The 23074-nt window shown below is 63.2% G+C and carries 17 protein-coding genes, 2 tRNA genes and 1 riboswitch; of the genes, 16 read left to right on the top strand and 3 right to left on the bottom strand.

Features of this window, described 5'->3' with window-relative positions; all coding sequences use genetic code 11:
- Positions 1–238: 238 nt before the first annotated feature.
- Positions 239–351, top strand: a riboswitch (SAM riboswitch).
- 105 nt (positions 352–456) lie between these two features.
- From AC3E6W_RS06570 to AC3E6W_RS06580, 3 genes are all read left to right on the top strand, one after another.
- Positions 457–1803, top strand: a complete 1347-nt coding sequence (locus AC3E6W_RS06570) for a bifunctional o-acetylhomoserine/o-acetylserine sulfhydrylase (protein WP_296544023.1) — start codon at positions 457–459, stop codon at positions 1801–1803.
- Between the two features lie 180 nt (positions 1804–1983).
- Positions 1984–3288, top strand: a complete 1305-nt coding sequence (metX, locus tag AC3E6W_RS06575; RefSeq protein WP_490652656.1) for a homoserine O-acetyltransferase MetX — start codon at positions 1984–1986, stop codon at positions 3286–3288.
- Between the two features lie 347 nt (positions 3289–3635).
- A complete protein-coding gene (locus tag AC3E6W_RS06580; RefSeq protein ID WP_049332847.1) occupies positions 3636–3986 on the top strand; it encodes a MerR family transcriptional regulator in 351 nt (116 codons plus the stop codon).
- A gap of 129 nt (positions 3987–4115) precedes the next feature.
- On the opposite strand, the gene AC3E6W_RS06585 is transcribed toward AC3E6W_RS06580, so the two are convergent.
- Positions 4116–4577: a TipAS antibiotic-recognition domain-containing protein gene (locus AC3E6W_RS06585; RefSeq protein ID WP_490652657.1), complete on the bottom strand. Its 462-nt coding sequence runs from the start codon at positions 4575–4577 to the stop codon at positions 4116–4118.
- Between the two features lie 118 nt (positions 4578–4695).
- Here AC3E6W_RS06585 and AC3E6W_RS06590 point away from each other — a divergent pair, with 118 nt between their 5' ends.
- Positions 4696–5448, top strand: a complete 753-nt coding sequence (locus tag AC3E6W_RS06590; RefSeq protein ID WP_490652658.1) for an alpha/beta hydrolase — start codon at positions 4696–4698, stop codon at positions 5446–5448.
- A gap of 418 nt (positions 5449–5866) precedes the next feature.
- Here the strand turns inward: AC3E6W_RS06590 and AC3E6W_RS06595 are convergent, their stop codons facing one another.
- Positions 5867–6082: an RNA-binding S4 domain-containing protein gene (locus AC3E6W_RS06595; RefSeq protein WP_005508828.1), complete on the bottom strand. Its 216-nt coding sequence runs from the start codon at positions 6080–6082 to the stop codon at positions 5867–5869.
- Positions 6083–6315: 233 nt separating this feature from the next.
- Here AC3E6W_RS06595 and AC3E6W_RS06600 point away from each other — a divergent pair, with 233 nt between their 5' ends.
- The 10 genes from AC3E6W_RS06600 to AC3E6W_RS06645 all read left to right on the top strand — a co-directional run bounded on the left by AC3E6W_RS06600 (position 6316) and on the right by AC3E6W_RS06645 (position 19845).
- The gene (locus AC3E6W_RS06600; RefSeq protein WP_490652659.1) at positions 6316–7695 is read left to right on the top strand and encodes a glycine--tRNA ligase; all 1380 of its coding nucleotides are present in this window, start codon (positions 6316–6318) and stop codon (positions 7693–7695) included.
- A gap of 216 nt (positions 7696–7911) precedes the next feature.
- Positions 7912–8889, top strand: a complete 978-nt coding sequence (locus AC3E6W_RS06605; RefSeq protein ID WP_490652660.1) for a GNAT family N-acetyltransferase — start codon at positions 7912–7914, stop codon at positions 8887–8889.
- Positions 8890–9143: 254 nt separating this feature from the next.
- Positions 9144–10310 carry a tRNA dihydrouridine synthase DusB gene (gene dusB, locus AC3E6W_RS06610; RefSeq protein ID WP_490652661.1) on the top strand — a complete coding sequence of 389 codons (1167 nt, stop codon included), beginning with the start codon at positions 9144–9146 and terminating at the stop codon, positions 10308–10310.
- A 90-nt stretch (positions 10311–10400) separates the two neighbouring features.
- Complete coding sequence (dnaG, locus tag AC3E6W_RS06615; protein WP_314871040.1) at positions 10401–12512, top strand: DNA primase; 2112 nt, start codon at positions 10401–10403, stop codon at positions 12510–12512.
- A 247-nt stretch (positions 12513–12759) separates the two neighbouring features.
- Positions 12760–12832 (top strand) — tRNA-Asn (locus AC3E6W_RS06620).
- Positions 12833–13715: 883 nt separating this feature from the next.
- Entirely contained in the window at positions 13716–14588 is an 873-nt protein-coding gene (locus AC3E6W_RS06625; protein WP_070824955.1) for a phage holin family protein, read from the top strand.
- Between the two features lie 329 nt (positions 14589–14917).
- A complete protein-coding gene (locus AC3E6W_RS06630) occupies positions 14918–16123 on the top strand; it encodes a glycosyltransferase (RefSeq protein WP_490652662.1) in 1206 nt (401 codons plus the stop codon).
- 179 nt (positions 16124–16302) lie between these two features.
- Positions 16303–16376: transfer RNA gene (locus AC3E6W_RS06635), tRNA-Ile, on the top strand.
- A gap of 264 nt (positions 16377–16640) precedes the next feature.
- Positions 16641–17573, top strand: a complete 933-nt coding sequence (locus AC3E6W_RS06640; protein WP_490652663.1) for a hypothetical protein — start codon at positions 16641–16643, stop codon at positions 17571–17573.
- A gap of 10 nt (positions 17574–17583) precedes the next feature.
- Positions 17584–19845 carry a flagellar motor protein gene (locus AC3E6W_RS06645; RefSeq protein ID WP_490652664.1) on the top strand — a complete coding sequence of 754 codons (2262 nt, stop codon included), beginning with the start codon at positions 17584–17586 and terminating at the stop codon, positions 19843–19845.
- Positions 19846–20009: 164 nt separating this feature from the next.
- Here AC3E6W_RS06645 and AC3E6W_RS06650 read toward each other — a convergent pair whose 3' ends face one another.
- Positions 20010–20690, bottom strand: a complete 681-nt coding sequence (locus AC3E6W_RS06650) for a M23 family metallopeptidase (protein WP_490652665.1) — start codon at positions 20688–20690, stop codon at positions 20010–20012.
- A gap of 446 nt (positions 20691–21136) precedes the next feature.
- On the opposite strand from AC3E6W_RS06650, the gene rpsB reads away from it, so the two are divergent.
- A complete protein-coding gene (rpsB, locus tag AC3E6W_RS06655; RefSeq protein WP_049332822.1) occupies positions 21137–21934 on the top strand; it encodes a 30S ribosomal protein S2 in 798 nt (265 codons plus the stop codon).
- Positions 21935–22084: 150 nt separating this feature from the next.
- Complete coding sequence (tsf, locus tag AC3E6W_RS06660) at positions 22085–22915, top strand: translation elongation factor Ts (RefSeq protein ID WP_049332821.1); 831 nt, start codon at positions 22085–22087, stop codon at positions 22913–22915.
- The last annotated feature ends 159 nt before the right edge of the window (positions 22916–23074 follow it).

A 23074-nucleotide genomic window follows, 5' to 3' on the forward strand; every position in this document is an offset into this window, starting at 1 on the left:
CGTAGTCCCAGTGTACCGAAAAACCCCAGGTAAAAGTGATGGGGGTTACTAGGGGGGTACCTCCGCATCTCGATTGCCTCGCCCTCGGATTGCCCAGGCATCGTCACTAACGTTTTGTTGCAGGCGGTTTTTTGTTACGGGCGTTAAAAAACGTCATGTTTGCAATGAAGCGTCTTAAAGTGCCGCGCACCCCTAAAACTCTTGACCCCGCGCAACCGATTATGACACCCTAATGACAGGTCAAGAGCGCCAGCGACAAGCCCCAGCTAGCTGGCCGGCAACCCTCCTCCGCGGTGGGGTGCCCTGGGTGAAGACCGGGCGGCACGCACAAGCGTGACGCAAGCGCGGGACCGATGTGACCGAAACCGGTACATCAATCGTGACAGGACAACTCAACGACGATTCCTGTACCAATCGGCATGCGGCCCCCTAACTATCCCCTTAGGAGAGCCACGCATGAGCAACAACACTACCGTCCCGACTCCCGCCAACCCCGCCGGTTGGAAGTTCGAAACCCGCCAGATTCACGCGGGACAGGCACCGGATGCCGCAACGGGAGCTCGGGCACTACCCATCTACCAGACCACTTCCTTCGTCTTTGACAGCGCCGAGCAGGCAGCGAACCGCTTCGCCCTCGCCGAGCTGGGCCCCATCTACACCCGCCTGAACAACCCCACTCAGGAAGTCATCGAGAACCGCATCGCCTCCCTCGAAGGCGGCGTTGGCGCGCTGCTGCTGGCCTCCGGTCAGGCAGCTATCACCTACGCAATCCTGAACATTGCCGGTGCTGGTGACCACGTGGTCGCCTCGCCCTCCGTGTACGGCGGCACCTACAACCTGCTCAAGTACACCCTCGCCGACCTCGGCATCGAAACCACCTTCGTTGAGGACCCCGACAACCTCGACGAGTGGCGCGCCGCGGTTCGCCCCAACACCAAGCTGTTCTACGGCGAGTCCGTGCCCAACCCCCGCAACGACGTGCTCGACATTGAGCCCATCGCCAAGATCGCCCACGAAAACGGCGTGCCCCTGATCGTGGACAACACCGTGCCCACCCCCTACCTGCTGCGCCCCATCGAGCACGGCGCGGACGTGGTCGTCCACTCCGCCACCAAGTACCTGGGCGGTCACGGCACCTCTATCGGCGGCGTGATTGTGGACTCCGGTAACTTCGACTACGGCGCAGACCCCGAGAAGTTCCCCAAGTTCAACCAGCCCGCCCCCGGCTACCACGGCCTGGTCTACGCACGCGATCTGGGCAAGGACTCCGCCTTCGGTGCGAACCTCTCCTACATCCTGAAGGCGCGCGTCTCGCTGCTGCGCGACACCGGCGCCGCCATCTCGCCGACCAACGCCTTTAACATCGGCATCGGTCTGGAGACCCTCTCCCTGCGCATCGAGCGCCACATCGAGAACGCCACCAAGGTCGCCCGTTGGCTCGAAGCCAACCCGCTGGTTGACCGCGTCATCTGGGCCGGCCTGGAATCCTCCCCCTGGTACGAGCGTGCCCAGAAGTACCTGCCCAAGGGCCCCGGCGCGGTGCTCGGCTTCACCCTCAAGGACGCAACCCTGGAACAGGCCCGCGACTTCGTGGACGCCCTCAAGCTGCACTCCAACGTGGCGAACATCGGTGACGTGCGCTCGCTCGTGATTCACCCCGCTTCTACCACCCACTCCCAGCTGTCCGCCGAGGAGCTGGAGAAGATTGGCGTGTACCCGAACTTCGTGCGCCTCTCCGTCGGCATTGAGAATATCGACGATATTCTCGCCGACCTGCAGCTGGGTTTCGACACCCTCTCCTAAACGCGGCGGCCCGCCCCCGCGGACGGGCCGAGGAGGCGCCACCCGGCACCCCTCAGCCCGTCCGCGGGGGATTACCCCGCATCCGTTATCTTTGCCGTTTCTGACCCGCCGCCCCTAACTGGCCGACGCGTTCTTACCGCCGCGACGCGGACAGCTCTGCACAACCCACCGGAGGGACCCATGACCGCTCAGACCACCCCCGAAACCTGTACTGCCCAGCCCGTGACCGCCCCCATTCCCGTGGCGGGCACCCGCACCGAACATCCCGAGGCGCAGGGCTACCTGCGTCAGCTGGCCATCGGTGATTTTGAACTTGAATCCGGCATCACCCTGCCGCAGGTGACCATCGGTTACGAAACCTGGGGTACCCTCAACGAGACCGGCGATAACGCCATCCTCATCCTGCACGCACTCACCGGTGACACGCATGTCTCCCGCGGCGTGCCCACCCCGGATATGCCCGCGCCCCTCATCCGCGCTATCGAATCCGACGGCTGGTGGGAGGGCATCGTGGGCCCCGGCGCGGTCATCGACACCAACCGATACTTCGTCGTTGCCCCCAATATTCTGGGCGGCTGCTACGGTTCGACCGGTCCGGCCAGCATCATTCCCGAGGGCTACCCGGGCGCCGGTGAGCACTGGGGATCCCGATTCCCGCTCGTCACCATCCGCGACTCGGTGCGTGCTGAGGCGCGTCTGGCCCGGGCCCTGGGCATCACGAGCTTCCGCTACGTCATCGGCGGTTCCCTCGGGGGTGCACGCGCCGTAGAATGGGCCGCGACCAACCCCGAGCTGGTGCGCGGATGCGCGGTCATCGCCTCCGGTCCTTCGGCCACCGCCGAGCAGATTTCCTGGGCGCACACGCAGAACCTGGCGATTCGCTCCGACGCGAACTTTGCCGGCGGCGACTACTACAACGGCCCCGCGCCGGCCGCGGGCCTCGCCCTGGCCCGCCGCATCGCCCACACCACCTACCGCAGCCCCGCCGAGCTGGAGCACCGCTTCGGCCGCGAGGAGAACCGCGGAGAAAGCGTTGAGGGCGGCTTGCTGGGTCAGCATCGCGGACGCTACGCCATCGAGAGCTACCTGGATCACCACGGCAACAAGCTGGTGGAACGCTTCGACGCGAACAGCTACCTGGCCGTCAACGAGGCCCTCATCTCGCACGATGTGGCGCGCGGTCGCGGCTCGCTCTCGCAGGCGCTGGCCCGCACCGATTGCGAGTGGACGATTGCCGCGGTGAACACCGATCGCCTGTTCTTCCCGCACGAGTCGCATCGCCTGGCGGAGGCGTTGCCCAACCCGGTCGAGGTGAACATCATCGAGTCGAACCACGGCCACGATGGCTTCCTCATCGAGGCAAAGCAGGTGGAACGCATCCTGGCTTGCGCCCTGGGCACGGCCGAGGATGAGCCTCTGGACGAGAAGACTCGCGAGCGCGAGGCTCTCGAATCCATTACGAATCTCTACCGCACCGTGGCCTAGCCGCCTGAGAACCGCTTTGCCGATGCGGGGCCTGCCCGAGAATTTCCGCGGTGGACGGGGAACTCCGGGGGTACTCATAGTGTCGTCATAGGCTCTTCCACCAGGTGAGAACATCGGTAAAACACCGTTCATGACGGAGCGCGTGCCGTCGGTCCTTCTACGTGAGGGACCGGCGGCACGCGGTCGTTCCACCAAAAATAGTATTTGCACTAGTCAGACAAATATATTCCGCTGGAAGGGGTGCGGTGCCCCGCCTCAAGATCCTCGGGAACATGCTTTTTGGGGCCCGAAAAGAGAAGACGGCTCAGTTTGCTTTAGACCCGCTCTAACCTCCTAGCATGTAATCCGTGGCAAGTATTCAAGAGGTAGCAGAGCAGTTGGGGGTGAGCACCCACGCACTGCGTTATTACGAAAAAGAGGGGTTAATCGCGGTGCCCCGAGACGCTCACGGAAATCGCGTATTTGACGAAGAGTCCATTTCTTCGGCTCGGTTTATTGCCACTTGCCGACAGGCTGGAATGAGTCTTGCTGACATTCGCACTATTCTGAGCAACCCGCACGACCACGCCCTCTCCATCGAGGTCATGGAACGTGCCCGAGTGAAGATTGAAAACGAAATTCTCGGATTGCAGCTGAATCTTGAGCACCTAGACCGCCGTATTCAGGAGCATCGCCGTCAACTGGGCGATGCGGCCTAGTACGAATACCGCTAGCAGCGACGGCCAACGCAGCGTGGAACGCCCGGTATTCCCCGAATGGGGGGATCCGGGCGTATTTTTATGCCCGGCTGCCTGCGCTTAGCTACCGGGCATCTTTTTCCCGAAGGCTTAACCCCAGGCCGCGTTCTCGGGGTCCACGCCGTGTGCTCGAGCGTTCTCGTAGATGACCTCTCGCAGCCACTCGGCCAGCCCGGTCGCAAGCTTCTCGTAGTGGGCCTTGAAACGTGGATCGGCAACGTAGCCGCGGGCCAGAATAGCGTGCTTGGCGGGGGTGACCTCAAAGAAGAACAGGGAGGCGCGGTGCCGCTCGGCGAGCGCGTTCGCCTCCTCACTGCCCGGCTTCACGCCGCGGGTGAACGCCTCGACGAGGGCTTGTTCCACCTCTTCGGCCTGCTGTTTGCCGTTCTGCCAGTCGGCACTGTTCATCGTCGCGGTACGGCGCTGGTATTCGGCCCAGTCGGCTGTGTTTCCGTAACGCTCCTGCGCTTCCTGCTGGTGGGCGAGGCTGAACCCCTCGCCCATGATTTCTGCTTTCTCAGCAGCGCTGAGCTGCTTATTCTTAGGTACCATGGCATCCTCCAAAGGTTTGGTTCTTCTATCACTGTAGAGCCACACATGAGGTGAGGGTCAAGCTAGCGGCGGAACCCGCGGTACAGGTTTGTGGGGGAGTCCTCGCTAAGATGGGTTCATGAGCGAAAATAAATACGTCGTCGAATACACCCGCCCCGAGAACGAACGCGCGGGCACCCACCTGGTGCTCATGCTGCACGGCTACGGCTCCCAGGAGCACGATTTGCTGTCTCTGGCGGCGCACCTTCCGCAGGAGGGCTTCACCTACGCCTCCATGCGTGCACCGCAGCCGGTTGGCAGCCAGTTCTCCGCGGACTCGACCGGCGCCTACATTGCTGCGGACGCTATCGGCTACCAGTGGTACCCGCTGAACCAGCAGCTCGAATCCGACCAGCGCGCTATTGAGCAGGCGAGCGACTACGTGCTGGAGTGGGTGCGCGCGAACCGCGAGCCGTATGCTTCGGTGACCCTGCTGGGCTTCTCGCAGGGTATGGGCATCGCAACTTCGATGGTGCGTCACGCCCCCGGCGAGTTCGCCGCCGTGGTGGGGCTGTCCGGCTACGCCGTGGACTCGGATTCGCCGTACTTCAAGGACGAGGAGCTGAAGAAGACCGAACTGCCGGTGTTCTTCGGCCGCGATCAGGAAGACCCCGTCATCCCGCAGGAGATAGTGAACTACACCTACGACTGGATCCGCAAGTACACCGACGGCATCAAGGTGCTGTACGCCGGTATCGGCCACGGCGTTGGCCCCATGGAGATTCGCCATGTGGGCGAGTTCCTGGAGGTGAAGGTGCAGGGTCAGGAGCCGCGTATTCGTGCGCAGAAGGTTGCGGAGGCGACCGGCGCCGCCGAGGGCTCTGACGCCTAAATCGACTATATGGAAAGCCCCCGGGTCTGACGACTCGGGGGCTTTACGTTTAGCCTTATTTTCCGCGCTGAAGGCGGTTATCGTCCTCGTTCCTACAGGACGGGGTGGGTGGGACGCTATACCCTTCCTCCGCTCCTGCAGGGGCACCCGCCGCACCCGGACGCTCCGCTTCTCCTTGCTTCGCGGCGGAGAGCGCCCGGGGCGGCACCCTGATGTCGCTTCCGGAGGGTATAGCTACCCCGGCTGTCCGAGGTACGCGACTTGGTGCGAGCGGAGGGGCGGTGTCGTCCGTAGTGACATCAGGGTGCCCGAAGCGAAGCGAGGGCGGGTTCCCTGTAGGAACGAGGACGAGCACCGTCCCGTCACAGATTCTGTCCCTCACTCTAATGCCCTATTTCAAACGGAATAAGAGGTCGGGTTAGTCCTCGTGCGCGACCTTCACGGTCACGCCGTTGAACGTCACGGTATCTCCGGGGTGCAGCTGCTTGCCGCGTGCTTCTTCAATGTCGCCGTTGACCTTGACCAGGCCGTGCTGAATGACCTCGCGTGCCTGCGCACCGTCCTCTACGAGGTTGGCGAGCTTGAGGAACTGGCCGAGGCGGATCATGTCGTCGCGAATAAAAATTTCTTCCATGCCCTCTAGTTTATCCCGCCGGGTGCGTCCTGGCTTCCAGAGATTTTGGGGGAGTGGCGAGGGGCAAGAGCATACCTTGGGCGGGTTGGTGATGGTACCCTGGTGTCTTGCATCAAAAAGTGTGCATATTGCGCCGATGAGCGCGAACACCGGGCGCCCCGTTCTGGGTAGCGCCCCCCCATCAACCCGAACTCACGCACGCCACAGCCGGTGGCGGGGCAGAAGGAGTAACTATGGCTGAAAAGTCCACCCTCGATAACGTTATTGCGCTCGCAAAGCGCCGCGGCTTTGTTTTCCAAGCCGGTGAAATCTACGGCGGTTCCCGCTCCGCATGGGACTACGGCCCCCTCGGCGTGGAGCTGAAGGAAAACATCCGTCAGCAGTGGTGGCAGCGTTTCGTCCGCTCCCGCGCGGACATGGTCGGCCTGGACTCCTCCGTCATCCTGCCCCGCGCGGTGTGGGAGGCCTCCGGCCACGTCGCGACCTTCACCGACCCGCTGGTCGAGTGCCTCTCCTGCCACAAGCGCCTGCGCCAGGACCACCTGCTGGAGAACTTTGAGGCGAAGAAGGGCCGCCCCGCCGAGGGCATGAGCGAGATTGCTTGCCCGAACTGTGGTACTCGTGGTGAGTGGACTGAGCCGCAGAACTTCTCCGGTCTGATGAAGACCTACCTGGGCCCGGTCGATAATGAGGAGGGCCTGCACTTCCTGCGCCCCGAGACCGCTCAGGGCATTTTCGTGAACTTCAACAACGTGGTCACCGCCTCCCGCAAGCGCCCGCCGTTCGGCATCGGCCAGATCGGTAAGTCCTTCCGTAACGAGATCACCCCCGGTAACTTCATCTTCCGTACTCGTGAGTTCGAGCAGATGGAAATCGAGTACTTCGTACACCCGGACGACGCTGATAAGTACTTCAACGAGTGGGTTGAGGACTGCTGGAACTGGTTCGTTGACCTGGGCATTAACCCGGACAACATGCGCCGCTTCGACGTCCCCAAGGAGGAGCGTGCACACTACTCGGCCGGCACTATTGACGTTGAGTACCGCTTCGGCTTCCAGGGCTCGGAGTGGGGCGAGCTCATGGGCGTCGCGAACCGCACCGACTACGACCTGGGCGTTCACAATGAGCACTCTAACGCGAAGCTTGAGTACTTCGACCAGGCCACCGGCGAACGCTACGTGCCCTACGTGATTGAGCCCTCCTTCGGTCTGACCCGTTCCATGATGGCGTTCCTCGTCGACGCATACGTTGAGGATGAGGCCCCCAACACCAAGGGCGGCGTGGACAAGCGCGTCGTGCTGAAGCTCGACCCGCGCCTGGCACCGGTCAAGGCCGCAGTGCTGCCGCTGTCCAAGAAGTCTGAGCTGTCCGAGCCCGCAACCAAGCTGGCCGAGGAGCTGCGCGGCCTGTGGAACGTGGACTACGACGAGGCGGGCGCTATTGGTCGCCGTTACCGCCGCCAGGATGAGATCGGTACCCCGTTCTGCATCACCGTGGACTTCGACACCCTCGAGGATCAGGCCGTGACCATTCGCGAACGCGACACCATGAGCCAGGAGCGTGTGGCCCTGGACCAGGTGAAGTCCTACCTGGCAGCACGCCTGGCCGGCTAGTACCGGCCCGCGGCGGGAGTATTCCCGCGAACCGCTGACCATTACGTTGCGGCGGGTAGCCTCTGAGAGCGAAAGAGGCTACCCGCCGCAGTGTATTTAGGCTACCCTGGTTAGACGCGATAGTGCGGGTCGTCACGCCGGACGGGGCGGGCCGCGGCTTGGAACCCGTCGGCGGCTCAGGCACGTACGGGTATAGGTGAAGGAGAGCATACAGACATGGCTGAACGCCTCAGCGAAAAATTTGAGATTCGCCCCTGGCAGGAGGGCGATGACCTTGCCCTGCTTGAGATTTGGAACTCTGCCCGCAATGAGGTTGAGGAGCGCCAGCGTGGCCTCTTTGGCCCGGATATGGATGCGCCGTTCAGCCGCACCCTGGTGGTGACCGCATCCGGCGTGCCGATTGCCGCCGGTTCGGTGGTGGCCTCGACCCTGCATCCGACTCGCCTGTGGTCCTACATTGAGGTGGCGGCAGACCACCGTCGCCAGGGCATCGGCACCGCCCTGATGGACGCCCTGCGAGAGGTGGCCGCGGCGCACGGCCAGACGACCGCTCTGCGCGTGAAGCTGTCGCCGTTTAGTGACGGTGAGGAGTTCGCGCAGGCGACCGGCATGAAGCTGATTCAGCGTTCCCGTATGGTGCGTGTGGAGCCGGGTGCGATTCCTCCGGTGTCTTTGCGCGAGGACGCCGACGGCAACGAAACCCAGGCCATTGAGGACCTGGCGACCGGCTCGGTGGAGCTGACTTCTGCGCTGTGGAATTTCTACCGCCGTTCGCATCAGTGGGATGTTCCTGCTGAGGTGGGTATGGGCACGGTGAACCGCTACTTCCTCTCGGATGAGGTGCGTGCTTTTGGCGCCGTGGTGCTTCGCGATCATATTCGTGAGGCTGCCGCAGAGGGTAAGAAGGGCCCGATTGTTGCCTTCGCCGTGAGCTACCATCCCTTCGAGACCGACCCGGAGGCGGCGCTGGTGGATGAGAACACCGCAACCGAGCTGCTGCTGGGCTACGACTTTGAGAACGAGGGCGCCGTGGAGGCCATCATGCAGGTGTTATCCCTGCTGAGCGCTAAGTACCCGGTGACGGTGGAGGTCGACGACGCCATGGAGGCGCTGGTTCAGGTGACCGACGTGCTACTGCGCGCCGGTACCGCCTCGGTGGAGGGCGACCCGACCTATATTTACGTGACCGAGTAGGTTCTCGGGTAGGTTCCCGAGTATATTCCCGAGTATATTCTCGGCACCGAGCCTGCCGGCTGGTTCTTGCCGAGAGGGGCGGGGGAGTGGAATACTCTCCCGCCCCTTTCGCGTGCCTGCGCCTCACCACCATTGTTAAGTCTGTGCCGCGCCGCCGTACTGTGTTGCTGTACTGTGCCGCCGTACCCCGATAGCTCTGTACCCCGTCAGCTGAGTCCGGTTCTCGATTTGCCCCCGTATGCCACAATATAGGGGTGAATTCTGAAGCACCCCGTCTTACCCTTCCGCCCCTGAAACTGGGCAATCTGACCGTTGATACCCCCGTGGTTCTCGCCCCGATGGCTGGCGTGACCAATAAGGCTTTCCGCCGCCTCTGCAGTGAATATGGCGGCGGCCTGTACGTTACCGAAATGGTGACTGCGCGCGCCCTGGTGGAGCGTAAGCCCGAGTCCATGCGCATTATTGAGCATGACCCGGACGAGAAGATCCGCTCCATCCAGATTTACGGTGTGGACGCGGTTAACGTCGGTAAGGCTGTGCGCATGGTCGTTGAAGAGGACCGTGCCGACCACATTGACTTGAACTTTGGTTGCCCGGCTCCTAAGGTGACTCGCCGCGGTGGCGGTGCCGCCCTGCCCTGGAAAACCGACCTGTTCACCGCGATTGTGCAGACGGCGGTCAAAGAGGCGTCCCGCAACGATATTCCGCTGACCATTAAGATGCGTAAGGGCATCGACGATGACCACATCACGTTCCTCGAATCCGCCAAGATTGCGCGCGATGCCGGTGTTGCGGCGATTGCCCTGCACGGCCGTACTGCGGCTCAGCATTATTCGGGTAAGGCCGACTGGGATTCCATCGCCCAGCTGCGCGAGCTGATTCCCGACGTGCCGATTCTGGGCAACGGCGATATTTTCTCCGCCGAGGACGCCGTGCGCATGGTTGAGCAGACCGGAGTGGACGGCGTGGTGATTGGCCGCGGCTGCCAGGGCCGTCCGTGGCTGTTCGGCGACCTGCAGAACGCCTTCGAGGGCTCCCCAGAGCGCGTGCGCCCCACCCTCTCGGAAGTGGCCGACATGATTTACCGCCACGCCGAGCTGCTGGTCGAGACCTTCAGCGACGAGACCCGCGGCCTGCGCGAGATCCGCAAGCACGTGGCCTGGTACTTCAAGGGCTATCCGGTCGGCGGCGAGCTACGCGCCAAGATGGCGCAGGTGCCCGACCTAGCGACCTTCCGCGAGCTGCTGGCCCAGCTCGACCACACCATCGGCTACCCCGGCGCCGCCGTGGAGGGCTCTCGAGGTCGCGCCGGCAGCCCCAAGCAGCCGCATCTGCCCGATGGCTGGCTGGATTCGCGCATCCTGGGCGACGCCGAACGCCTGGGCCTGGTGGAGGCTGAGCTCGACATCTCGGGCGGCTAAACCCCGTCCGAACCATCGCGGCTGAACCCTCAGCCAACCGCCCCGGGGTCGTCCCCGGGGCTCACGCATCACCACCGTAGAATTGAGTTCATGGCTGGATTAATCCGCAAAGAAGACATCGACGAAGTACGTGCCCGCACCGATATTCGCGAAATCATTGAAGGCTACGTGAGCCTCAAAAGCGCGGGTATCGGCACGTACAAGGGCCTGTGCCCGTTCCACGACGAGCGCACGCCCTCCTTCAACGTGCGCCCGCAGGTGGGTTCGTACCATTGCTTCGGTTGTGGTGAGTCCGGTGACGTGTACTCCTTCGTCATGGCCATGGAACACACCGGCTTCGTGGAGACCGTGGAACGTCTGGCCGCCCGCATTGGCTACACCCTGCACTACGAGGGCGGTAACCCCGGCGAACGCTACGAGGCGGGCATGCGTCGCCGCCTGCTCGACGCGCACAAGATTGCCGCCGAGTTCTTCGAACGCAACCTCTACTCGCCGGACGCGCAGGAGGCGCAACGCTTCCTTGGCGCCCGCGGTTTCGACCCCGCCGCAACCCGCCACTTCGGCGTGGGCTACGCCCCGCGCGGCTGGGACCACCTGCTCAAGCACCTTCGCTCCCAGGGCTTCACCGACGAGGAGCTGAAGGCGACCGGCATGTTCTCCGAGGGCAACCGCGGCCTGTACGACCGCTTCCGCGGCCGCATCATCTGGCCCATCCGCACCATCGCGGGGGAGACCATCGGCTTCGGCGCCCGCCGCCTCTTCGACGACGACCAGGGCCCCAAGTACCTCAATACCCCCGAGACGCAGCTGTACAAGAAGTCCCAGGTGCTCTACGGCATCGACCTGGCCAAACGCGAGATGACCAAGAAGAAGCAGGTCGTCATCGTGGAGGGTTACACGGACGTGATGGCCGCGCACCTGGCGGGCGTCACCACCGCCGTGGCCACCTGCGGTACCGCCTTCGGTCCCGGGCACATCAAGATGGTGCGCCGCATGATTACCGACGACGGCTCCGGCGGAGAGGTCATCTTCACCTTTGACGGTGACGCCGCCGGCCAGAAGGCCGCCATGGCCGCGTTCCAGGAGGACCAGCGCTTCGTCGCGCAGACCTTCGTAGCGGTGGCCGAGGACGGCATGGACCCCTGCGACCTGCGCCTGCACAAGGGGGACGCCGCCGTGCGCTCGCTGATTGCCTCGCGTCGCCCGCTCTTCGAGTTCGCCATCGACACGACCCTCGCAAAGTACGATTTGGCAACCCTGGAGGGCCGTGTGCTGGCGATGCGCGCCATCGCCCCGATTATTGCCGGTATCAAGGACCGCGACCTGCGCCCCGCCTATATGCGCAAGGTGTCGGGTCAGCTCGGCCTGGAGCTGGACGAGATTCAGCGCGCCGTGGCGTACGCGCAGAACCACCCCAAAACCCAGCGCAGCTACCGGGAAGAGACCCCCGCGGCGCCCCGCTACGAGCGCCTGCCCGAGCGCGGCCCCGCCGGACCGTACCCCGCGGATGCGCCCTACGACCCCGGCTACGACGCGCCCCCGCCCGAGGAGTACCCGGTTCAGAGCGCCTACGCGGGTTATAACGCCGCCGCGCATCCGCCCGCTCCCGCCGCGAACTACGGCACCCCCTACGCGCAGGCTCAGGGTGGGCAGGCTCAGGGCGGGCAGAACGGCGCGGAACCGGGTGCCGCTCAGGGCGCCCCCGCCGCGGAGGAGTTCCTCACCCCCGACCCTAACGATCCGGTCGCGCGCCTCGAAAAGGCCGCCCTGGAGATTGCCCTGCAGCACCCCGAGCTCATCAGCGTGGAGCAGTGGCGTAACCTCGCCACCGTGCAGTTCCGCTACCGCACCCACCGAGAGGTGGCCGCCGGCATTATTCACGCCGCAACCGTCATGGCGCCCACGCCCGGTATTGAATGGATCAACTGTGTTCGCTCCGGCGCGGTGGAGGGGGTTCACCCCGCCATCGCGGAGCTGGCCGTCTCGCCCCTGCCCGTCAGCAGCGCTGAGCGTCTGCCCGGCTTCGTGACCGGCGCGCTCAACGCCCTGTTCGAGCAGCAGATTGCCCGCCAGAAGTCCGACCTGATGATGCGCCTGGAGCAGCTGAGCGCCAACCCGGACGATGAGGAGTACGAGGCGGTACAGCGGCAACTCCTCGAGCTCGAGATGCGCCGCCGTCAGCTCACAGCCCAACGCGCCTAAACTCGCAGCCCAACGCGCCTATGACCGCGTGTCATCTTCGCCCCCCCCCCCGATGCGGCGAGAGGGGAAGGAGGAGAGAGACGGGGGATGGACGTAGCTCGGAGGCTCGCAGGGCGCCTTGCGGGCGATTCCGCACCGCCACCACGAAATGTGATGCACTTCATCATATTTCGGCTTGCGGAGCCCCGAGACCCCCGGTATAGTTATTACTCGTTGCAAGGGAAACCGCGCAACGAAAACAAAATATTCCCCCGTAGCTCAATTGGCAGAGCATTCGACTGTTAATCGAAGGGTTACTGGTTCGAGTCCAGTCGGGGGAGCAGATATAGCAAGAACCCCGGAACGAAGTTCCGGGGTTCTTGCTATATACGTTCCTCTGGCTCGAACCAGTAACCCCTCGGGCTTACGCCCTCGGCGAGGCAAAGATTTTTGGTTCCTCGCGCGCTCGGAAAATCTTCGCCTCGCTGGTTCGAGTCCAGTCGGAACGTTCCCTCTAAGCCGTGAACCAGTAACCACTCCGCCATACGCAGGCGCTGGGGCGCTCCCTTCGGGTCCTCGGGCTTACGCCCTCGGCGGGATAACGGTTTTTTACTTCCTCGCGCGCTCGGAAAAACCGTCACCCCGCTGTGTCGAGTCCAGCGCAACAGTGGCATACGGGGTGGTTGAGATTTTTGGTTCCTCGCGCGCTCGGAAAATCTTCGCCTCGCTGGTTCGAGTCCAGTCGGAACGTTCCCTCTAAGCCGTGAACCAGTAACCACTCCACCCTACGTGAGCGCTGGGGCGCTCCCTTCGAGTCCAGTCGGAACATTCTCTCTAAGCCGTGAACCAGTAACCCCTCGGGCTTGCGCCCTCGGCGAGGCAAAGATTTTTGTTTCCTCGCGCGCGCGGAAAAACCGTCACACCGCTGTATCGAGTCCAGTCGAAGAAAGGGAACGGCGAACCATTTTTCGCCCGCCGCCGTCGCCGAACTCAGACAGGTTCCCACCGCCGGTGGGTACCAGCCTCCGGCCCTCTTATCGCAGGTCGCGGGCAGTCTGTTTCTCAGCTCGCGGCTGAACCTCACCCCTCAAAAAGTCGAAAATACCCCAAGAGATGGCTGTAACCTCCGTTCAAACGGTCACGAACACTTGGAGTGAGGGGCTAAAATATAGGAGGTGGAGTGCGAATCAGAAGCCTCCAAACACGAGTCACGGAGAGGTGGTCATGACCACTACTACTAATCCCAAGGCACCCAAGGGGTTCTTTGCTGGCATCAGCGGGATTAAGTCCGGCGTCGCGAACATCATCGACGCTGGCAAAACCTTCAAGTCCCTCGGCCCCAGCCAGGTCAAGGACGAGATCCAGATTGCAAAGCACGAGCTGAAGACCAAGGGCATTGCCGTTGGTAAGGGCGCGGCTTTCTTCGGCGTTGCCGCCGTCTTCGGTCTCTTCCTCATCATCGCCCTGGTTGCTGCCGCAATCCTCGGTCTCGGCACCGTCATGCCGTACTGGGCATCGGCACTGATTTTTGCCCTCATCTTCCTGATCGTCGTGGCCATCTGCGCGCTGGTCGGCCTCAAGAAGGTCAAGGCGCAGCTGCCCTTCAAGCCCGAATCCGCAATCTTCGGTCTGCTTTTCGACCTCGGCGTGCTCAAGGAAGGCACCGCCATGTCCGCTGAGCGCCTGAAGAAGGAACAGGCAGAGCGTGCCGCTCAGAAGGCTAAGGAAGCCGAAGAGGCTGCAGAACGCGCCCGCAAGGAAGCCGAAGAACGCAAGGCTCGCGGCGAAGAGGAGCCCAAGCCGCCGACCTTCGAAGAGCTCAAGCAGCGCACCGCAGAGCGCCGTCAGCACCTGGCCGCCCTGCGCGACGACCTGCAGTCCTACACCGGCGACGTTCAGTCCAACACCCAGCAGGCTCTGGACGCTCTCAAGGCAGTGCCCTCCGAGGTCGCCGCAGGTGCAGCAGCAACCGGCCGCGGCCTGGCAGAGAACGTGCGCAAGCCCGAGGTTCTGCAGGCTCGCTGGAAGTCCTTCGCAGCACTGGGCGCATCCATCGCGACCGTCCTGCACTTCCTCAACCGCCTGGTCCGCCGCTAAGCGAATTACCGCCCACGCGCGACCACCGGTCGAGTAACACAACGCCCCGACAGGCCCCGCCCGTCGGGGCGTTGTCGTGCCCAGAGAAACCCGCAACCTGCCTCCGCGGGGGCGGTAGCTACCTTTTTGGGGCAATTCCCAGGGGTCAACCCGCCCCGCAGGTCGGATAACGCGGCGAGTCCCCGGTAGAATGGACAAATGTCGTGCACCACAGGATGCCCCCTCCGCGCGCGGCGACCACAGGCAGATACGGCACACAGGAACGGTTCCGGCGATAGCCGCCACCCAACCCAGTCACCGACACACTACACCCGATGAGGAGCCCCGTCATGGACCAGGCAAAGACGATTCTGATTGGCGCAGAGACCTACCCGCCGGATATTAACGGCGCGGCACAATTCGGGCACCGCCTCGCAAACGCCATGCTCAAGCGAGGCCACTCCGTGCACGTGGTGGCCGCCAGCCCCATCCCCGGCCCCAGCTACCGCACCGAGGTCGAGGGCGGCATCGTTGAGCACCGTCTACGCTCGCACCTGCCCCCGACCCACGAGACCAACCGCATCTGCGTGCCCTGGGAAATCTGGTCCGAGGTCGGCAAGATTCTTGACGAGGTCCGCCCGGACGCCGTGCACGTGCAGTGCCACTACATTATTGGTCGCGCCCTCATCTTCCAGGCGAAGCGCCGCGGTATCCGCGTTATCGCAACCAACCACTTCATGCCCGCCAACCTGGACCCGTTCCTGCCCTTCCCCGCACCCGTCAAGCGTCTGATTGACCGCTGCACCTGGAAGGACATGCGCTTCTGCTTCGCTCGTACCGCCGTGGTCACGACTCCCACCCAGATTGGTGCCGATGCAATGCGCGACCTGGGCCACTTTACCCACCCCGTCATGCCCGTCTCGAACGGTATCGAAATTAGCGACTACGAGCTGGCCGAGGGCACGGATATCGGCAAGGTCCCCGGCGAGCTGCGCATCGCCTTCGTGGGCCGCCTGGCCGAGGAGAAGAACGTGGACGTTCTCATCGAGGCCTTCTCGAAGCTGCCCGACTCGTACGACCACGTGGTACTGGATATCTCCGGCGACGGCGAGCTGCGCGAGGCCCTCGAGCAGAAGGCGCATGACTGCGGCGTGGCCGACCGCGTGATTTTCCGCGGTTTCGTGCCCGACGATCAGTTGCCCGAGGTCTACCAGATGGCCGACATCTTCTGCCAGCCCGGCACCGCAGAGCTGCAGTCCCTGGTCTCGCTGGAAGCAATGAGCGCCTCCACCCCGGTGGTTCTCGCTAACGCCCTGGCCCTGCCCCACCTGGTCGAGCAGGGCGTCAACGGCTACCTCTTCGAGCCGAATAACGCGAAGGACCTGGCGGAGAAGCTGGAGGCAATCATCTCCCTGCCCGCTGAGGAGCGCGAGCAGATGGGCCGCGAATCTCGCCGCATCGTGGGATTCCACAGCGCAGAGAACACCTGGCGTACCTTCGAGGAGCTCTACGTGAGCGACGCGCCCTACGAGCGTTACCTGGCTTCCCGCCGCTAACGGTCCCGAACGGTTCAGGGCTCCCGGGGCGGCCCGTTCCCAGCCCGCTTCGTCGTGGTCGGCGAGCGGGGGAGCGGAGCGCCGAGGACCGGATCGCAATGTTTTTCACTCTGGGAGTGCCTTCGGGTACCCTAGATGATGGTGCGCTCGCGAGATAATAGGCGATGCCTGCACCGGATGGGGAGTTAGCTCAGCCGGTTAGAGCAGGGGACTCATAATCCCTTGGTCGCGGGTTCGAGCCCCGCACTCCCTACGGCCCCGTCCGTCGACTTCACCCACTTGTCGACGGGCGGGGCTTTCTGCGTCTGAGATATAGGATGCTCGTATCGGTAGGCGTTGAGGTGACCTCCCTAGTCATGCCCTAGGTTTAGATAAATGACCGCGCGGAGAGCGCACCTGCGGTTGATAGGGTACTGTGGAAGAGTCTCATGTAAAGAGAGACCGTGATTGCACCTTGGGTACGGAAGATACCGGTAGGCTCGCATCATTGACAGACACACCATACGAGAGGATCTCAATGTCAGAGAACACTCCCCACAACCCGCAGCAGGGCGATTCTGCCGCAGCGGGCTACGGCTACGATGCTGGAGCCCGACCCACGCAGGATGCTTCGCTGACGGGCCAGCCCGCGCAGGCAGCTCAGCCGGCGCAGCCCACCCAGCCGGCTCAGCAGGGTGCTCCCGCCCAGGGCGCGCAGCCTCAGCAGCCCGCCGGCCAGCCGATTCCGCCGGTCCAGGGCCAGGCCTACCCGGGTGCTCAGCCCGGTCAGCCCGCGCAGGCGGTCTACGCACCCGCCGCGCCGAACCCCTTCGTGACGGCTCTGCGTGCAAGCTGGGATGCGTTCCTGGAGGTCTTCGCCGGCAAGCCCGGCCCCGCACAGTCCCGTCTGGCCGCCTCCGGCCTGTGGGGTTGGGCTATCCCCAGCCTTCTGCAGGCCATTATCTCGGCGTTCTTCCTCACCCAGCTGTCGCTGGGCTTCGTGAAGTTCGCGTTGCGTGATGCCTACGGCCTGGTGGCTTACAAGATTACCTTCGGTCAGGTCTTCCTTGCCTTCCTGGTGTTCCTCGTGGTTTCTGCCGTGGTGCTGGTTCTGCGCGGCGTGCAGATTCTGCTGACCGCTCGCATCGGTAAGGCTCCGGCGAACTTCTCGTCCTCGATGCAGGTAGTGGCGGTTTCGTGCCTGCCCCTAATCCCCACGTACATTCTTCTGAGCCTGGTGGCTCTCTTCATGCGCGGTGTCAGCAGCAACGAGGGCTTCGGGTTCATCTTTGTGCTGCTGGGCCTGGTGATGTCCTTCGCAGTGTTCTCGGGTGAGGCACTCATCTACCTGGGTCTGAACCGTCTGGGCCGCTTCGCTAAGTCTCCGGTCATCATGCACGCGCTGCTGAGCACCGCGTGGGTGCTCGCCGTGATGGTTGTGTACTTCATTACCTTCCGCATGCTCAACTAAGGAAACCCGTATGCAGACTCTGACTTATTCCGTTCAGCGTGGCTCCCGCCAGCGCTGGATGCTCCTGGCCGTTCTGCTGACCATTGCGGCCCTGATTCTGAGCGCCTGCGGTGCGAAGATTGAGACCCAGCTTGGCCTCGAAAGCGCCGATAAGGGTGTTCGCACCATGCAGGTTTCCTTCGACCTCAAGGACAACCAGGACAAGATCAAGGGCGGCACCCAGGCTCTGGACGCCTCCCTCCGCAAGCACCTGCCTAGCGGCCTTGAGTACGGCGGTATCCAGTCCGAGGGCGACAAGGCCCGCGCGACCTTCACCCTGCCCTTCTCGTCGATTGACGAGTACCGCTCTAAGGTGGCCAGCATCCTGAAGGCTTCCGGCACCGATACCGAACCGCAGATTAGCATCATCAACTCCAGCCAGGGCCTGGTGCAGGGCATCCAGGTGAAGGAGAACTTCACCTCGAAGGAGCTGCTGGGCTGGGTTCCGGAGGCCCTCGTGGTCGACGGTGTGATTGAGTCCTCGCGTAAGAGCAGCGTGTTCAGCAGCGACGGCGACACCACCGTGAAGTTCGGCGATAAGGAAGTGAAGAACTCCGGCGGTTCCACTATTTCCGCTAAGGATGTGCAGGACCGCGGCTTCAAGGGCGTTCTGATTCAGGCGTCCGAGAAGGATGGCGGCTACGATGTCGTGATTTCCTTCATCGCTAAGGAAATTATGAGCTCCGAGACTTCCTCTGCGGTCGACGCATTCCTGAACCAGGTCAAGCCCGACGGTGCTGAGCTGAAGAAGGGCCTGGACGCTTCCGAGGCAAAGAGCTACGCTCCCTCCGCTTCGACGAACGCCGCCAAGGAAGAGATTGGTCGCACCATGACCTTCCATGCCTCCTCCTCGCAGGACCTGAGCGATAAGATCAAGAAGGTGCTCGGCGCAAGCACCACCGACCTGACCTTCACTCGCGATGTGACCGAGGAATCCCACGTCTTCAAGGTTGAGAAGACCGTCTCCGGCACCCTGGACTGCTCCCTGCTGTGCTCCCCGGAGGGCTACGGCGTTGCCCTCTCGCTGAAGAACAGCGATGGTGACAGCTACAGCAGCGCTTCCTCGAGCTCCTCCAGTTCTTCGTCCAGCACCTCGAACAAGACGATGCCCACCTTCACCCTCGTCTCTTCGAAGACCGTGACGATGAAGAACGTGAAGATGGCGACCTCCCTGGGTCTGGACGGCTCGATGGAGGCACGCATCCTCTACTCCTTCCCCACGAGCGACATCGCCGGTGCTGAGCAGAAGCTCAAGGACTCCCTGGCCGGTGGCGGCGATGACGAGACCGAGGTTCGTCAGGACGGCGACTCCACCATCGTGAGCGTGAAGATTCGTGGCAAGGACCAGGATGAGTTCAACCAGCGTCTGGGCTCCTACCTGAACGGCTCGAAGATCACCGTGACTCGCGAGGGCGGTTACCACCCCTTCGGCTCCGACTACACGGTGCGCCCCGAGGTCAACCCGGCTTCGAAGATGGGTAGTAGCTACTACCAGGTGCCCTTCGAGTTCACCTTCAAGGCCCCGGCCTTCTCCTCGCTGGATCAGCAGAAGGTGCGCACCGCGAACCCCCGATACGTGGAGGCGGGCATTGAGTTCACCGTCAACGGCGGCGAGCTGAGCATGAAGAGCGATCGCGGCGTGTTCGCGACTCGCGACCTGCAGATTCCGGCTTCCGGCCTGAGCATGACCGACCTGATTGTGAACGGCATTATCCTGGCTCTGGTTCTGGCCGGCCTGATTCTGCTGTTCCTCTTCCGCAAGAAGATTGCGGCCGCCCGCGCGAAGGGCCGTGAGCGTCGTGAGGCAACCGCCGCCGCTTACGCTGCGACCGCTCCCGCCGCGGCCGGTGCTGCTGGCGCAGCCTATGGCGCCGCTCAGGGTTACGCCGCTCCTGCTCAGGGTGCTCCGGCTCAGGATGCATACCAGCAGCAGGCGGCCTACCCGGCACAGGGAGGTTACCAGCCGCAGCAGGGTGCCGCTTACGCTGCCGGGGACGACTCACCCACGCAGGTCTTCAGCCCCCAGACCGTAGCCCAGCCCGGTGCAGCCCAGCCCGGTGTAGCACAGTCCGGTGCGGCCCAGCCCGCGCAGGGCGAGGCCGACCCTACGGTTGCCATGCCCGCTCAGGATGCTCCGCAGCAGCCTGCTCAGCCGCAGTACGGTCAGCAGCAGCCTGCTCAGCCGGCCCAGCCGACCCAGTTCGGCGATACTGACGGCGATGTGCTCCAGTAGGTAGCGACCAACCTCCGGACGTAGCTCCCCACCGGGAGCGTAGTTCAGTGCGAGGTTTGTGGCCCGTTGTCTCCCAAAGGGAGGCGACGGGCCATCGCTGTATCCAGCAGCCTGCGGGAGTCTTTCAATCCCCAGGGGGGGAGAGAACATCACCGCGGCCGGGGCTAGTACCCGCCCGGTACCGGAAGCAAAATACTGGGATCTTGCGAACCCAGCAGGCTCATGGGGTTCACGTATTCGGCCTCGCGTCCGCTGCCGTCCCCGCGGGCGCCTCCCTGACGCACGCCCCAATACAGGCACGGGGCGGAGCATCGCCGGTAGGGGCGCTCGCCGTTCTCGCCAGCGCTCTCCGGGGCGGCAACGGTGCCGACGGCATCCCCGGCCGTTACCTCGGTGCCGACCGGGAGCGCCTCGTCCATGGGCTCGAAGGTGCTGCGCCGACCGTCCGGATGGGCAATGACCAGCACTTTTCGGTTGACGACCGTACCGCTGAACACCACTCTTCCCGGCGCCGGCGCGTAGACGTGCCGGTCGCGGTCGGGCACGGCCAGATCCACCCCGCGGTGCCCGGCGCTCCAGCGCTGGGCGGGTTTCTCGAAGGGGTGGATAACCCGCGGAGCGGAGTCCGCGGTGGGGGAGCGGTAGCGTGTGCGGCCGGCGACGAGCTCAACGGCGTGTGGACCTGCACTGCCCGCAGCGTGGGGGCCCGGCGCTTCTGTTACCGAGGCGGCAACAGCCTCGGCTACCTCAGCACCCGTTTCGTTCATATAGCTCTGGCTGCCCGCACCCGGCAGGCAGCAGGCCAGGAGGGCAAGGCATCGTAGCGCTCGCTCTAGGGTCTTCAATGCGGTCTTCATAGATCGAGCTCATCATGTATCCGATGGAGCCGCCACACCGCGTCGAGAAATGTGGATAAACCCGTCGGTTTCGGTAGAAAATCCTTGATCCACAGTGCCGCTCAACACAGCGGAACGGCCGGGAAGGGCGTTAAGCCTCTTCTTGCGGATTAATCGCAAAAAATACGGTACAATTTCGTATTGCAGTGCGCCTGCGCGGATATTCTCTCCCTCGAGGGGAGCCCGTGGGGCATCACTGACGACGCGCGGCGTGAGCGGCACCCCTAGAAAAGGGGGCCGATAAGGGACCTTCGGTCCACCCATCCGGGTGGTTAGGGCCTGAGCTGAGCGGGCAACCGTGAACGCTAATCGCCGCCAGGAGAAACTGATAACTACTATGCGCGCGTTGGGCTAGCCCGAATGGGAGGTCCGCGCGGCACCACAAAGGAGACGACATGCCCGTCGTAACTATGCGTGAAATGCTGGATTCCGGCGTTCACTTCGGTCACCAGACCCGCCGTTGGAACCCCAAGATGAAGCGCTTCATCCTGACCGAGCGCAACGGCATCTACATCATCGACCTGCAGCAGTCCCTCGCCTTCATCGACAAGGCATACGAGGCTGTTAAGTCGACCGTCGCACACGGTGGCAACATCCTGTTCGTCGGCACCAAGAAGCAGGCTCAGGAAGTTATCGCTGAGCAGGCAACCCGCGTGAACATGCCCTACGTGAACCACCGCTGGCTCGGTGGTATGCTGACCAACTTCAGCACCATCTCCAAGAGCATCGAGCGCATGAAGGAACTCGAGCAGATTGACTTCGACGATGTGGCAGGCTCTCGCTACACCAAGAAGGAACTGCTCCTGATGCGTCGCGAGTTCGAGAAGCTCGAGAAGACCCTCGGCGGTATCCGCAACCTGACCAAGGTTCCCTCCCTCCTGTGGGTCGTTGACACCAAGAAGGAGCACCTGGCAGTTAACGAGGCTCAGAAGCTGGGCATCCCCGTTGTTGCTATCCTCGACACCAACTGCGACCCCGACGAAGTTGCTTTCCCGATCCCCGGTAACGACGACGCTATCCGCTCCGTCAACCTGCTGACCCGCGTGATTGCTGACGCTGTTGCAGCCGGCCTGATCGAGCGCAACGCTAAGAAGAACGGCAAGACCGAAGCAGCTGAGGAGCCCATGGCAGCTTGGGAGCGCGAGCTCCTGGAGCAGCACGAGGCTGCAAAGGCTGAAGAGGCAGCTAAGTAAGCTTTCTTAGCCCACTAAGCTTTATGCTTTGTGGCCCCCGCCCGCGGGGACCACGTTCGGACGGCGCCCGCCCTGACCTGGGCGCGGCGCCGTCCGCCATAGTACCACCGGGAAATTTCCCGATTATTACAGCAACACAAGGAGTTCACAATGGCGAACTACACCGCAGCAGACATCAAGGCACTGCGCGAGAAGACCGGCGCAGGTATGCTCGACGTCAAGAAGGCTCTGGACGAGGCAAACGGCGACCAGCAGAAGGCTGCCGAGATTATCCGCGTTAAGGGTCTGAAGGGCATCACCAAGCGCGAGGGCCGCGCAACCGCTGAGGGCCTGGTGGCTGCACGCGTCGAGAACGGCGTTGGCTACATGGTTGAGGTCAACTCCGAGACCGACTTCGTGGCAAAGTCCGACCCCTTCATCGCTTTCGGCCAGAACGTGCTCGAGGCTGCTATTGCCGCAGACGCTTCCACCCTGGAAGAGCTGAAGGCTGCAACCTACGAGGGCAAGACCGTTGAGGAGCTGACCACCGACGCTGGCGCACTGCTGGGCGAGAAGATCGTTGTCCGCCGCATTGCACGCGTTGAGGGCGAGAACGTTGCAGTGTACCTGCACAAGACTTCCAAGGACCTGCCCGCACAGGTTGGCGTTCTGCTGGCTGTCTCCGGTGAGAACACCGACGAGATCGCACACGACGTTGCAGTCCACATTGCTGCAATGAGCCCCAAGTACCTGGACTCCGAGTCCATCCCCGCCGACCAGGTTGAGACCGAGAAGCGCGTTGCTCGCGAGACCGCAATCGCCGAGGGCAAGCCCGAGAAGATTCTGGACAAGATCGTTGAGGGTCGCCTGAAGGGCTTCTTCAAGGAGAACACCCTGCTGGATCAGGACTTCGCAAAGGACTCCAAGAAGTCTGTTGCACAGGTCCTGTCCGAGGCTGGCGCAACCGCAACCGCATTCGCTCGTTTCCGCGTGGGTGCATAAGGAACGACCGCACGTTCTGCGTCTAAACCGATTCGCTTCGATAAGGGGCGAAAACTGAGGTTTGGATTATAGCGTTGAGCCGGGTAGTCACCAGTGGTGGCTACCCGGCTTTGCTGTATCCTTGATAGGGACCGGGCGGCCTAAACCCGCCCTCATAAC

The sequence above is a fragment of the Rothia sp. SCPM-O-B-18226 (M350) genome, assembly GCF_058213595.1.

Bases quoted from the DNA above. Each gene is read 5' to 3' on its own strand.
- AC3E6W_RS06570 (WP_296544023.1), top strand. From the start codon at position 457: ATGAGCAACAACACTACCGTCCCGACTCCCGCCAACCCCGCCGGTTGG.
- metX (WP_490652656.1), top strand. From the start codon at position 1,984: ATGACCGCTCAGACCACCCCCGAAACCTGTACTGCCCAGCCCGTGACC.
- AC3E6W_RS06585 (WP_490652657.1), bottom strand. From the start codon at position 4,577: ATGGTACCTAAGAATAAGCAGCTCAGCGCTGCTGAGAAAGCAGAAATC.
- AC3E6W_RS06590 (WP_490652658.1), top strand. From the start codon at position 4,696: ATGAGCGAAAATAAATACGTCGTCGAATACACCCGCCCCGAGAACGAA.
- AC3E6W_RS06595 (WP_005508828.1), bottom strand. From the start codon at position 6,082: ATGGAAGAAATTTTTATTCGCGACGACATGATCCGCCTCGGCCAGTTC.
- AC3E6W_RS06600 (WP_490652659.1), top strand. From the start codon at position 6,316: ATGGCTGAAAAGTCCACCCTCGATAACGTTATTGCGCTCGCAAAGCGC.
- AC3E6W_RS06605 (WP_490652660.1), top strand. From the start codon at position 7,912: ATGGCTGAACGCCTCAGCGAAAAATTTGAGATTCGCCCCTGGCAGGAG.
- dnaG (WP_314871040.1), top strand. From the start codon at position 10,401: ATGGCTGGATTAATCCGCAAAGAAGACATCGACGAAGTACGTGCCCGC.
- AC3E6W_RS06625 (WP_070824955.1), top strand. From the start codon at position 13,716: ATGACCACTACTACTAATCCCAAGGCACCCAAGGGGTTCTTTGCTGGC.
- AC3E6W_RS06630 (WP_490652662.1), top strand. From the start codon at position 14,918: ATGGACCAGGCAAAGACGATTCTGATTGGCGCAGAGACCTACCCGCCG.
- AC3E6W_RS06640 (WP_490652663.1), top strand. From the start codon at position 16,641: ATGTCAGAGAACACTCCCCACAACCCGCAGCAGGGCGATTCTGCCGCA.
- AC3E6W_RS06645 (WP_490652664.1), top strand. From the start codon at position 17,584: ATGCAGACTCTGACTTATTCCGTTCAGCGTGGCTCCCGCCAGCGCTGG.
- rpsB (WP_049332822.1), top strand. From the start codon at position 21,137: ATGCCCGTCGTAACTATGCGTGAAATGCTGGATTCCGGCGTTCACTTC.
- tsf (WP_049332821.1), top strand. From the start codon at position 22,085: ATGGCGAACTACACCGCAGCAGACATCAAGGCACTGCGCGAGAAGACC.